The sequence below is a fragment of the Asanoa sp. NPDC049475 genome (assembly GCF_040676915.1).
In the GTDB taxonomy this organism is placed as follows: domain Bacteria; phylum Actinomycetota; class Actinomycetes; order Mycobacteriales; family Micromonosporaceae; genus Asanoa.
Map to the genome: position 1 here is coordinate 356,382 of NZ_JBFAPY010000007.1, position 12,064 is coordinate 368,445.

Genomic DNA, 12,064 nt, shown 5'->3' on the forward strand with positions numbered 1-12,064 from the left:
CCTGCGAGAATGGACGGGTGACCCAGGTACCCAACGTTCTCGCCGCCCGATATGCCTCCCCCGAGCTCGTCGCGCTCTGGTCGCCGACCGAGAAGGTGAAGCTAGAACGGCGGCTGTGGATCGCGGTGCTGGAGGCGCAGCGCGACCTCGGCATCGACGTGCCGGACGGTGCGGTCGAGGCCTACCGGGCCGTGCTGGACGACGTCGACCTCCACTCGATCGCCGAGCGCGAGCGGGTCACCCGGCACGACGTCAAGGCCCGGATCGAGGAGTTCGCGGCCCTGGCCGGGCACGAGCAGATCCACAAGGGGATGACCTCGCGGGACCTCACGGAGAACGTGGAGCAGCTCCAGATCCGCTCCTCGCTGGAGCTGGTCCGCGACCGCGTGGTCGCCGCGCTGGCCCGGCTGGCTCGCCTGGCCGTCGAGCACGAGAACCTCGTGATGGCGGGCCGCTCGCACAACGTCGCGGCGCAGGCGACCACGCTGGGCAAGCGGTTCGCGTCGGCCGGCGAGGAGCTGCTGATCGCTTACCAGCGGCTCGACGACCTGATCAAGCGCTACCCGCTGCGGGGCATCAAGGGGCCGGTCGGCACCGCCGCCGACCAGCTCGACCTCTTCGACGGCGACGCGGCCAAGGTCGCCGAGCTCGAGCGCCGGGTCGCGGCCCACCTGGGCTTCTCGTCGGTGCTGAGCAGCGTCGGCCAGGTCTACCCGCGCTCGCTCGACCTCGACGTGGTCACCGCGCTCGCCCAGGTGGTCGCCGCGCCGAGCAGCCTGGCCACCACGATCCGGCTGATGGTCGGTCAGGAGCTGGCCACCGAGGGCTTCAAGCCCGGCCAGGTCGGCTCCAGCGCGATGCCCCACAAGATGAACACCCGCTCCAGCGAGCGGGTCAACGGGCTCGCGGTGGTGGTCCGCGGCTACGTGTCGATGATCGGCGAGCTGGCCGGCGACCAGTGGAACGAGGGTGACGTGTCCGACTCGGTGGTCCGCCGGGTCGCGCTGCCCGACGCCTTCTTCGCCACAGACGGCCTCTTCCAGACCTTCCTGACCGTGCTCGACGAGTTCGGCGCCTATCCTGCCGTCGTCGCCCGTGAGCTCGACCGCTTCCTGCCGTTCCTCGCCACGACCAAGATCCTGGTCGCCGCGGTACGCCGGGGAGTGGGCCGTGAGACGGCGCACGAGGTGATCAAGGAGAACGCGGTCGCCGTGGCGCTGGAGATGCGCGAGAAGGGCACCGGTGACAACGACCTGTTCGACCGGCTGGCCGCCGACGGCCGGCTCGGCCTGAGCCGGGGCGAGATCGACGCGCTGGTCGCCGACCGGGCAGCCTTCGTCGGCGCGGCCGGTGCCCAGGTGGCCGCCGTGGCGGAGAAGATCGCCGAGGTGGTCCGCCAATACCCGTCCGCGGCGGCTTACTCACCGCGCCCGATCCTCTAGCTCCCGCGCCGGAAGTGCTGGCGTCCCCATCTGAGGCGGCTGCGCCCTCGCGGCTGCGCCAGCAGCGTCCGCATCCGCGCCAGGACTGCCTGCGGCGTGGCGCCCCTGGCTGGGGGGCGCCACGCCTGTGGGAGAGCGTCGCTCAGACGCCGGCGGTGGAGGTGATCCACGCCCGGTTGTAGGCCACGCTGCCGTAGTTCTGGATGCTCACGCCGTCGGCCGTCGAGGCCACGCCGACCTGGGCGCCGTTGTAGAACTGCGGGCCGCCGGAGTCGCCGCGCCACGCGTTGCCGTTGATCGCTGTGCTGCGGATCGCCCGGCCGCCGTACGCGTCGGTCACGTTCGTGCTGGTCACCCGGACCGAAGCGGTCTTGAGCACGGTGGACGCGCTGCAGCCGCTGTAGCAGGTCATGCCCCACCCGTAGATCGTGTTGGTCGAGTTGACCGGCGGGTAGGCGCTCGACAGCGTCACGTAGCTGGTGCTGACCGCGCTGCTCAGCCGCATGAGGGCGAGGTCGCTGCGGGTGTAGGTGGCGCTGACGGCGCGGGTGACACCGCCCGAACTGCGGTTGACGCTGCCGACACGCACGGACATCGAGCCACTGATGCAGTGCCGGGCGGTGAGCACCCAGGTCGGCGCGATGATCGTGCCGGAGCAGGTGAACGAGCCGCCGCTGAACACCGCGGCCGCCCACGGCGCTGACGAGACCGTGCTGCCGCCGATGATCTGTGCCGGGTCCGTCGGGCCGACGGGAGCGGCACCGGCCGCGCTTGGTGCGAGGAAGACGCCGGTCAGACCGATGGCGAGCGCGGCCAGGGTGAGGCGTTTGCGCATCTGGGCTCCTATCCGAGGGGGGTGGATCGGACTCCCGAGACGCTAGTGTCGTATCGACACATTTACAATCATCAAATCTCGGTCATACGACACGGTGATGGCGTACGAGCCGATTAGCGTTGGTCGCGATGGAGTTCTTCGTCGCCGCGGTCATGGCGTTCGCGCTGATCCTGCCGGTGGAGCTGCCCGACAAGACGTTCGTCGCGACCCTGGTGCTCAGCACCCGCTATCCGCCGCTCCCGGTGTGGCTGGGGGTGATCGTCGCGTTCGGTGTGCAGTGCGCGGTCGCGGTGGCGGTGGGCGGCCTGATCTCCCGGTTGCCCGAGCGTCCCGTGGCGCTGGTCGCGGCGGCGCTGTTCCTGGCCGGTGCGATCGTGCTGTTCCGCGGAGCGCGCAAGGCCGGCAGGCAGACCCCGGAGGACGAGCAGGCGGACTACGCGGAAGCCGTCAAGGTCCAGCGGACCGGTCTGCGCGCGGCGGCCGCGAGTTTCGTCGTCCTGTTCACCGCCGAATGGGGTGACCTGTCGCAGTTGCTCACCGCCGGCCTGGTGGCGAGTGGCCGAAATCCCATCGCGGTCTTCGTCGGGTCGTGGCTGGCGTTGATCGTGGTGTCCGGAGCGGCGGTCCTGCTCGGCCGTTGGCTGCAGAAGAGGGTGAAGTTGTCGGTGATCCGCTATGTGGCCGCCGGTATCTGCCTCGTGCTCGCGGTGTTGACCACGGTTGAGGCACTGACCACATGAGTGCTCGTACTCACGTGTAATGCCTGTCCACGATGCCTGTCCAAGGCCTGGGCGGGTGCCGGTCAGCGTCTATCTACCGGGTACTCTTGGCGCGCTTACCGAGTACAAAAGTCAGGAGTGCCAAGTGGCTCGCGTCGTCGTCGACGTCATGCTCAAGCCGGAGATCCTCGATCCTCAGGGCCAAGCGGTCGCGAACGCGCTGCCACGGCTCGGCATCAGTGACGTCAGTTCCGTGCGCATCGGCCGGCGCATCGAAATCGAGTTCACTGGCGCAGCCGATCCGGAGCGGGTCCGCGAGATCGCCGACAAGTTGCTCGCCAACCCGGTGATCGAGGACTTCACGATCCAGGAGGTCGCCGAGCCGGCGGCCGAGGCCGTCCCCGCGGGTGACCCGGCATGAGTGCCCGCGTCGGGGTGGTGACGTTCCCGGGTTCGCTCGACGACGGTGACGCCGCGCGCGCGGTCCGGGTCGCCGGTGGCGAGGCCGTGCGCCTCTGGCACGGCGACAGTGACCTGCACGGTGTCGACGCGGTGGTGCTGCCCGGAGGCTTCTCCTACGGCGACTACCTGCGCACCGGTGCGATCGCCCGGTTCGCGCCGGTGATGGAGTCGATCATCGACGGTGCCCGGGGCGGGCTTCCCGTGCTCGGCATCTGCAACGGCTTCCAGATCCTCTGCGAGGCGCACCTGCTGCCCGGTGCCCTCACCCGCAACAGCCACCTGCACTTCCGCAACCGCGACCAGTGGCTGCGGGTCAGCGCGACCAACACCGCGTGGACCAACTCGTTCGAGTCCGACCAGGACGTGCTCATCCCGCTCAAGAGCGGCGAGGGGCGCTACGTCGCCGACCAGGCGACGCTCGACGAGCTCGCCGCCAACGGCCGGATCGTGGCGACGTACCAGCGCGGCAACCCGAACGGCTCCGAGCGCGACATCGCCGGGGTCTCCAACGAGGCCGGCAACGTCGTCGGGCTCATGCCCCACCCCGAGCACGCGATCGAGGCACTCACCGGTCCGTCGCTCGACGGGTTGGGCTTCTTCACCTCGATTCTCAAGCACCTGGCGGGGGCCTCGGCATGACAACTCAGCCCGACACAGCGTCGAGCGAGGCGGAAGAGAAATCGTTGCCGACCCAGGCGACGTCGTACGACCTGGACGGTCCCGACACCGTCGAGCGGGCCGGCGCCACGGGCGACGAGCTCCAGCCGTTCGCCGAGCTCGGGCTCCGCGACGACGAGTACGAGCGGATCCGCGGCATCCTCGACCGCCGGCCGACGCAGTCCGAGCTCGCGATGTACTCGATCATGTGGAGCGAGCACTGCTCGTACAAGTCGAGCAAGGTGCACCTCCGGCAGTTCAGCGAGAAGGCACCGCCGAACGACCGCATGCTCGCCGGCATCGGTGAGAACGCGGGCGTCATCCAGATCTCCGACGAGCTCGCGGTGACCTTCAAGGTCGAGTCGCACAACCACCCGAGCTTCGTCGAGCCGTACCAGGGTGCCGCGACCGGTGTCGGCGGCATCGTCCGCGACATCCTCGCGATGGGCGCCCGGCCGGTCGCCGTGATGGACCCGCTGCGGTTCGGCGCGGCCGACCACGAGGACACCGCCCGCGTGCTGCCCGGTGTGGTCGCCGGCATCGGCGGCTACGGCAACTCCCTGGGCCTGCCCAACGTCGGTGGCGAGGTCGTCTTCGACCCGACCTATCAGGGCAACCCGCTGGTCAACGCGCTCTGCCTGGGCGTGCTGCCGGTCGACCGGCTGCAGAAGAAGGACGCGGCCGGCCCTGGCAACATCGTCGTGCTGATGGGCGCCAAGACCGGGCGCGACGGCATCGGCGGCGTCTCCGTGCTGGCCAGCGCGACCTTCGACGACGGCAGCGAGGCGCGCCGTCCGTCGGTCCAGGTCGGCGACCCGTTCACCGAGAAGCTGCTGATCGAGGCCTGCCTCGAGCTCTACGACGCCAACCTGGTCGTCGGCATCCAGGACCTCGGCGGCGCCGGCCTCACCTGCGCGCTCACCGAGACCGCCGCCTCCGCCGGCACCGGCATGCGGGTCTGGCTGGAGCGGGTGCCGCTGCGCGAGCAGTCGATGGACCCGCACGAGATCCTGGCCAGCGAGTCGCAGGAGCGGATGCTCCTGATCGTCAAGCCCGAGCAGCTCGACGAGGTGCTCGCGGTCGCCGACAAGTGGGGCGTCATCGCCACCGCGATCGGCGAGGTCACCCCGTCCGAGGTCAGCGGCCTGCCCGGCCGGCTCCGGATCACCTGGCACGACCACCTGGTGGTCGACGTGCCGCCGGCGTCGCTGGTCGACGACGGTCCGGTCTACGCCCGGCCGATGCGCGAGCCCGCGGACCTGATCCTGCTTCAGGCCGACCGGGCCGAGACGCTGCCGCGGCCGGCGAACCCGGAGGACCTCAAGGCGACCCTGCTGCGGATGATCGCCTCGCCGAACCTCTGCGACAAGTCGTGGGTCACCGAGCAGTACGACCGCTACGTGCTCGGCAACACCGTGCTCGCCCAGCCCGAAGACGCCGGTGTGATCCGGATCGACGAGCAGAGCGGGCTCGGCGTGGCGCTGTCGGTCGACGGCAACGGCCGGTACGCCCGGCTCGACCCGTACAACGGTGCCAAGCTGGCGCTGGCCGAGAGCTACCGCAACGTGGCCGTCAGCGGCGCGAAGCCGGTCGCGGTCACCAACTGCCTCAACTTCGGCTCGCCCGAGGACCCGGCCGTCATGTGGCAGTTCGCCGAGGCCGTCCGCGGCCTGGCCGACGGGTGCCTCGAGCTGGGCATCCCGGTGACCGGCGGCAACGTCAGCTTCTACAACCAGACCGGCGCCGCGGCGATCCACCCGACGCCGGTGGTCGGAGTGCTCGGCGTGATCGACAACGTCGCCGACCGCGTGCCGATCGGGTTCGCCCAGCCGGCCACCGGCGACGGTGACCTGATCTACCTGCTCGGCGAGACGGCCAACGAGCTGTCCGGCTCCGAGTGGGCGTGGGTGACCCACGAGCACCTCGGCGGCGTGCCGCCGAAGGTCGACCTGGCCAAGGAGCGGGCGCTGGCCGAGGTGCTGGCCGAGGCGTCCCGGGTCGGTCACCTGAGCGCGGCGCACGACGTCTCCGACGGCGGCCTCGCCCAGGCGCTCGTCGAGGCCTGCCTGCGCAACGGTGTCGGCGCCCGGATCGCGCTGCCGGAGGACTTCTCGGCGGGCTCGATGCCGTTCGTCTACCTCTTCAGCGAGTCGGCCGGCCGGGCCGTGGTGTCCGTGCCGCGCGGGCACGAGAAGGCGTTCACCGGGCTGTGCTCCGAGCGGGGAGTGCCGTACACCCCGATCGGCGTGACCGACGGCAACAACGGCGCGCTCGACATCCGCGACCAGTTCTCGGTGCCGCTGGACGAGCTGCGCGAGGCGCACACCTCGACGATGCCGCGCCTGTTCGGCTGATCAGGCAATAAAGAAGGGGGCCGCGAAAGCGGCCCCCTTCTTGCTATGTCGGCTCAGTCGTCAGACACGAAGAAGGGGGCCACCGAAGCGGCCCCCTTCTTCGTGTCCGTTGCTCAGTCGTCGAGCCAGCCCAGCTCGCGCCGGTCGCCACCGCGACCACCTTCGCCGCCGCGGCCGCCGTGGCGGGCACCGCGACCCTCGTTGTTGTTGTCGTAGTAGTCGCCCTGGTCGCCGTAGCCGCCGTTGGGGGCGCCGTAGTTGCCGCCGCGCTGCTCGGGCACCCGGTCATAGCCCGGGGGAGGACCGGCTTCGTAGCCGCCGCGCTCGTAGCCGTCGGCCGGGTAGTTGCGGGTCTCGTCGTAGCCGCCCGACGGAGCAGCGCCGTAGCCGCCGGCGTCGTAGCCGGCGCCCCGGCCCTGGTCGTAGCCGCCGCGCTGGCCGCCACCGCCGTAGCCGCCCTGGTCGTAGCCGTTGGGCTCGGCACCGTAGCCACCGTTCGCGCCGCCGTAGCCGCCGGCCGGCTGCTGGCCGTAGCCACCGCCGCCCTGCTGACCGTAGTCGTCGCCACCGGTGGTGGGCTGGTAGCGGCCGGTCGGCTCGTCGAAGCGCTCGCCGCCGTAGCCACCGGCCTGCGGGTAACCGCCGCCGGGAGCCGCGCCGTAGCCACCGCCGGAGGACGGCGCGCCGCCGTAGGCCCCGCTGCCCGAGCCGGGCGCGTCGGGGTAGCCACCGGCGCCGTAGCCGCCGCCCGAGCCCGGCGCGTTGCCGAACTGGGTGGGCTGTGCGCCGCCGTACATCTGCGTGGCCTGGTCGTAACCGCCACCGCCGGCCTGCGTCGCCGGGCCGCCGCCGTAACCGTTGGCGCCGGCACCGCCCCAGCCGGGCTGCTGCTGGCCGCCGTAGGTCGGCGCCTGCGGCGGCATGGGCGCACCGTAGGGGTCCGGGAACTCGTCGACCGGTGCGCGGCTGTGCAGCATGGTCGGCGCGTCGGCGAGGGCTCCGCCGCCTGGCCCGGCGATCCGGGTCGCGTCGTTCGCGCCGCCGCCTCGGTAACCGCCTGCGGCCACCGGCACTGCCGGGCGCACGCCGGTGGTCGAGGTCTCGTCGTCGGGGTCGTCGTTCTCCTTGCGGCGCAGCATCACCCAGACGATGCCGCCGACGCCGAACGCGACCAGCAGACCGCCGCCGAGCACGACCAGCCAGTTGCCGAAACCGCCACTGTCTTCCGAGTTGCTGGCGGGGTCGGCGGCGACCGTGCTGTCGTCCTCGGTCGCCGGATCCTCGGTCGCCTCGTCGTCGAGCGGGGCCTCGGTGGGAGGCGTGCTCGGGTCGGTCGTGGCCTCGACCTTGAGCTGGAGCGTGATTCCTACGCCGGACGCGGTGCCGCCGGCGTTGACGTTGATGACCTTGGTGTTCCGCTTGTCGTCCTTGGAAGCACCGAGGGTGATCCGGCCGGGCGCGATCGGCTTCTGCTCCGTGCCCTCGAACCGGAAGTTGCCCTTGTCGTCGGCGAAGTCCTCGTGCAGCTTGCCAGCACCGTCGCTCAGCGCGACGTAGGCGTTGTTGACGCCCTTGCCGTCGGCCTGGTTGGTGACCTTGCCGCTGATCGACTTGACCGTCTGAACCGCGGGCGGCTGCTCTTGCTGGGCGCCGCGCACCTGCATGTTGCGGGTCACCTGCACCGGCGCCTCGCCGTTGGTCGTGGCCTGCACGATGACCTGGCCGGACTTGGTCTGGCCGGCCGCGACGTTGCCCGCGCGCACCTGCGCGGTGATGGTCTCGGACTCCCCGGCTTGGACGTTGACGTCGCCGTCGCAGCGCTGCGTGCAACTCAGCTCGCCGAAACTGGTCGACACCGTGACGGTCACGGTTTGTCTGCCGTTTTCGTTCGGGTTCTGGACCGTGATCTGCACCGACGCAGTCTCACCAGGCGCTAGGACGCCGTTCGAGACACTGATCGACACCGCCGGTGGTGCCGCCTGCGCGGGGTTGGGAAATACTGTGACCAGTGCGCCAGCTATCAGCGCCACGACCACACCGGCCCGTACACGCCAGGCTCGTCGTGGTGTTGTCACGTCCACCGCCTTCCGGTCTCACCCCCGAACGAGTACACCGTCGGTCACTATGCCCTGTCCGACGGGATCAGCGCGACCCAGGGGCCGAAGGAACTAGAACGTGAAGAGGTCGTATCGTCCCGTCATGTCCCCTGCGCACATTAAGTCACCTGCGGTAGCGGCCGCCCTTGCTGCCCTCGACGCCGGGGGAAGCCCCGAGTTGGTCACTCTCCGTGATGCCGTGCGTGCGCTGCTGACCGACCTCGCCAAGCGGGCTCCCGGCCGCTCGGTCGAGGTGCGGGTCCCACCATACGGCGCGGTGCAATGCGTTCCAGGACCACGACATACCCGTGGTACCCCCTCTAATGTGGTCGAAATGGACGCTGTGACCTGGCTCCTAGTCGCGACCGGCCGCGTCCGATGGGCGGACGCGCTCGCGGCGGGAAAGATCAAGGCCAGCGGAAGCCGAGCCGATCTCTCCGCATACCTGCCCGAGCCGCCAGAATCCGGGTCGCCCGAACGGGTCGGTTGACGGTCAGGAGCGCCAAGGTGGCCGACGGTGACCGGCTCGAACTCGCGTACACTGGCCCGAGCAAGACGTGCCAGGAAGTTGAGCAGTTCAGCAGCGAGGAGCGGCAGGTGCCCCGAGGCGACGGCCGGTTGAGCCAGGACCTCGACCCCCAGCGGCCCGGCCCGCAAGATGCTTGCGGTGTCTTCGGTGTCTGGGGGCCGGGTGAAGAGGTCGCGAAGCTGACCTACTTCGGGCTCTACGCCCTGCAGCACCGTGGCCAGGAGGCGGCCGGCATCGCGGTCAGCGACGGGTCCGGCGTGGTGGTCTACAAGGATCTCGGCCTGGTGGCCCAGGTCTTCGACGAGCCCACCCTGGCCAGCCTCCGTGGCCACCTCGCCATCGGCCACACGCGTTACTCCACCACCGGTGGCTCCACCTGGGAAAACGCGCAGCCGACCATCCGGGCCACCAGCGCTGGCACCACGATCGCCCTGGCGCACAACGGCAACCTGGTCAACACCGCCGACCTGGCTCGTGAGGTCGCCGAGCGGGGGCTGTCCACCGACCCGGCCACCACCTCCGACACCGCCCTGGTGACCGCGCTGCTCGCGGGCCGGCCGGACATGTCGGTGGAGGCGGCCGCGCTCGAGGTGCTGCCCACCCTGCAAGGCGCGTTCAGCTTTGTGTTCATGGACGAGACCACCCTCTACGCCGCCCGTGACGCGCACGGCGTGCGCCCGCTGGTGCTTGGCCGGCTGGAGCGCGGCTGGGTCGTGGCCAGCGAGACCGCGGCCCTCGACATCGTCGGCGCGAGCGTCGTCCGCGAGGTCGAGCCCGGCGAGCTGATCGCGATCGACGAAGACGGCCTGCGCTCCTCGCGGTTCGCGGTGCCGGAGCCCAAGGGCTGCCTCTTCGAATACGTCTACATCGCACGCCCCGACACCACCATCTCCGGGCGCAACGTGCACGCCGCCCGGGTGCAGATCGGCCGGCAGCTCGCCAAGGAGCACCCGGTCGAGGCCGACATGGTGATCCCGGTGCCCGAGTCGGGCACGCCGGCCGCGATCGGCTACGCGGCCGAGTCCGGCATCACCTACGGCTCGGGCCTGGTGAAGAACGCGTACGTCGGCCGCACCTTCATCCAGCCCTCACAGACCCTGCGTCAGCTGGGCATCCGGCTCAAGCTCAACCCCTTGCGGGAGAACATCCGCGGCAAGCGGATCGTCGTGGTGGACGACTCGATCGTCCGCGGCAACACCCAGCGGGCGATCGTCCGCATGCTTCGCGAAGCCGGCGCGCTCGAGGTGCACGTGCGCATCTCCTCGCCGCCGGTCAACTGGCCCTGTTTCTACGGCATCGACTTCGCCACCCGCGCGGAGCTGCTGGCCAACGGCCTCGACAACGAGGGCATCCGGCGCTCGATCGGTGCCGACTCGTTGGGATACGTATCACTCGGCGGTCTGGTGGCCGCGACCGAGCAGCCGAAGACGCGCTTGTGCCGCGCGTGTTTCGACGGGGAATATCCAATCCCGCTGCCGGCCGGCAACCTGATCGGCAAGCACGTGCTCGAAGGCGTCGCGCGTCGGGTCGACGCCGAAGCCGAGCAGCGCAGCGATGGCGGAGCCGACCGTGGCAAGCCGGGCGACCTTCCGTTGGTCGTCCAGCGGATGGCGGCCAGCTCAAACGGCGGCGGCACGCACCATTCCTAGCCGGCGTCTCCAGCGAGACACCGCGCGTAAGGCGTTCAAGGGAGAAATCGTGACGCACGTTACTGAGCGGGGCGGCGGCCCGGCTAACAACCCGGGCACCGAGGGTCTGCAGCCGTGGACGGCCGGATCCGGACGGACCGGTCGCAAGCGCACAGTGACGTACGCCGACGCCGGCGTCTCGATCCACGCCGGCGAACGCGCCGTCGAGCTCCTCAAGAGCAAGGTGGCCAAGGCCCAGCGCCCCGAGGTGCTCGGTGACCTCGGCGGTTTCGCGGGCCTGTTCCGGCTCGACACCAAGCGCTACAAGAACCCGATCCTGGCGTCGTCGACCGACGGTGTCGGCACCAAGCTGGTGATCGCGCAGCAGCTCGACATCCACGACACGGTCGGCATCGACCTGGTCGCGATGGTCGTCGACGACCTGGTCGCCTGCGGCGCCGAGCCGCTGTTCCTGCTCGACTACATCGCCTGCGGCGAGGTCGTGCCCGACAAGGTCGCCGAGATCGGCGCCGGCATCTCCGACGGCTGCCGCTACGCCGGCTGCGCCCTGCTGGGCGGCGAGACGGCCGAGCACCCCGGCGTGCTGCGCCCGGACGAATATGACCTCTCCGCGACCGGCGTCGGTGTCGTCGAGGAGAGCGAGATCCTCGGCCGCGAGCGGGTCGAGGTCGGCGACGTCGTCATCGCCATGCGCTCGTCCGGCCTGCACTCCAACGGCTACTCGCTGGTGCGGCACGTGCTGCTCGGCGCCGGCCGGATGCGGCTCGACACGGTCGTCGACGACTTCGGCAAGCAGCGCACCCTCGGCGAGGAGCTGCTCACGCCGACCAAGATCTACGCGCGCGACTGCCTCAAGCTGATCTCCGAGGCCGAGGTGCGGGCGCTGGCCCACGTCACCGGCGGCGGCATCCCCGGCAACCTGGTGCGGGTGCTGCCCGAGCACGTCGACGCGGTGGTCAACCGGTCGACGTGGAAGCCGCAGCCCATCTTCGACCTGGTGCAGTCCAAGGGCCGGATCGAAGACCCGGAGATGGAGTCGACGTTCAACATGGGCGTCGGCATGTTCGCCATCGTCTCGCCCGAAGACGCCGACCGGGCGCTGGCGTTCCTCGCCGGCCGTGGCATCGACGCGTGGCAGGCCGGCGAGATCATCGAAGGCACGGGGACCGTTCAGATGATCGGCCAGCACACGCGCGGCTGACCCCGCGCCCGAACGTCGGTGATCCTTCGCCCACCTGATTGGGTCTTACCCGATTGGCCAGCGCCGCCTAACCTAAAGTCCTGCCTCTACACCTCGACGGGGAGAGGAGGGTGGGTGGTT

Annotated in this window: 9 protein-coding genes and 1 pseudogene; 8 read left to right on the forward strand and 2 right to left on the reverse strand. The window is 70.5% G+C overall.

Annotated features, from left to right (window positions below):
- The first annotated feature begins 17 nt into the window (after positions 1-17).
- Complete coding sequence (gene purB / locus AB0J88_RS28960; RefSeq protein ID WP_364350091.1) at positions 18-1,442, forward strand: adenylosuccinate lyase; 1,425 nt, start codon at positions 18-20, stop codon at positions 1,440-1,442.
- 142 nt (positions 1,443-1,584) lie between these two features.
- Here the strand turns inward: purB and AB0J88_RS28965 are convergent, their stop codons facing one another.
- Complete coding sequence (locus AB0J88_RS28965) at positions 1,585-2,277, reverse strand: trypsin-like serine protease (RefSeq protein WP_364350088.1); 693 nt, start codon at positions 2,275-2,277, stop codon at positions 1,585-1,587.
- A gap of 128 nt (positions 2,278-2,405) precedes the next feature.
- On the opposite strand from AB0J88_RS28965, the gene AB0J88_RS28970 reads away from it, so the two are divergent.
- The 4 genes and pseudogenes from AB0J88_RS28970 to purL form a co-directional block, all read left to right on the forward strand.
- Positions 2,406-3,017, forward strand: a complete 612-nt coding sequence (locus AB0J88_RS28970; protein WP_364350085.1) for a TMEM165/GDT1 family protein — start codon at positions 2,406-2,408, stop codon at positions 3,015-3,017.
- 124 nt (positions 3,018-3,141) lie between these two features.
- Complete coding sequence (purS, locus tag AB0J88_RS28975; protein ID WP_364350986.1) at positions 3,142-3,417, forward strand: phosphoribosylformylglycinamidine synthase subunit PurS; 276 nt, start codon at positions 3,142-3,144, stop codon at positions 3,415-3,417.
- Positions 3,414-4,097 carry a phosphoribosylformylglycinamidine synthase subunit PurQ gene (purQ, locus tag AB0J88_RS28980; RefSeq protein ID WP_364350082.1) on the forward strand — a complete coding sequence of 228 codons (684 nt, stop codon included), beginning with the start codon at positions 3,414-3,416 and terminating at the stop codon, positions 4,095-4,097. The genes purS and purQ overlap by 4 nt, the downstream gene beginning before the upstream one ends.
- Positions 4,094-6,463: pseudogene (gene purL / locus AB0J88_RS28985) on the forward strand (phosphoribosylformylglycinamidine synthase subunit PurL); the annotation flags it as partial. The gene purQ and the pseudogene purL, both read left to right, overlap by 4 nt.
- Before the next feature lie 119 nt (positions 6,464-6,582).
- Here the strand turns inward: purL and AB0J88_RS28990 are convergent.
- On the reverse strand, positions 6,583-8,382 hold the full coding sequence (locus AB0J88_RS28990; RefSeq protein ID WP_364350079.1) for a hypothetical protein: 1,800 nt from the start codon (positions 8,380-8,382) through the stop codon (positions 6,583-6,585).
- A gap of 286 nt (positions 8,383-8,668) precedes the next feature.
- On the opposite strand from AB0J88_RS28990, the gene AB0J88_RS28995 reads away from it, so the two are divergent.
- The 3 genes from AB0J88_RS28995 to purM all read left to right on the forward strand — a co-directional run bounded on the left by AB0J88_RS28995 (position 8,669) and on the right by purM (position 11,944).
- Positions 8,669-9,055 carry a sterol carrier family protein gene (locus tag AB0J88_RS28995; RefSeq protein WP_364350076.1) on the forward strand — a complete coding sequence of 129 codons (387 nt, stop codon included), beginning with the start codon at positions 8,669-8,671 and terminating at the stop codon, positions 9,053-9,055.
- A 107-nt stretch (positions 9,056-9,162) separates the two neighbouring features.
- Entirely contained in the window at positions 9,163-10,743 is a 1,581-nt protein-coding gene (purF, locus tag AB0J88_RS29000) for an amidophosphoribosyltransferase (RefSeq protein ID WP_364350983.1), read from the forward strand.
- A 49-nt stretch (positions 10,744-10,792) separates the two neighbouring features.
- A complete protein-coding gene (purM, locus tag AB0J88_RS29005) occupies positions 10,793-11,944 on the forward strand; it encodes a phosphoribosylformylglycinamidine cyclo-ligase (RefSeq protein ID WP_364350073.1) in 1,152 nt (383 codons plus the stop codon).
- Positions 11,945-12,064 lie beyond the last annotated feature (120 nt).

What these genes read in the sequence shown, in the direction of transcription:
- AB0J88_RS28965 (WP_364350088.1), bottom strand. Translation starts at nt 2,277, where the DNA reads ATGCGCAAACGCCTCACCCTGGCCGCGCTCGCCATCGGTCTGACCGGC.
- AB0J88_RS28970 (WP_364350085.1), top strand. Translation starts at nt 2,406, where the DNA reads ATGGAGTTCTTCGTCGCCGCGGTCATGGCGTTCGCGCTGATCCTGCCG.
- purQ (WP_364350082.1), top strand. Translation starts at nt 3,414, where the DNA reads ATGAGTGCCCGCGTCGGGGTGGTGACGTTCCCGGGTTCGCTCGACGAC.
- AB0J88_RS28995 (WP_364350076.1), top strand. Translation starts at nt 8,669, where the DNA reads ATGTCCCCTGCGCACATTAAGTCACCTGCGGTAGCGGCCGCCCTTGCT.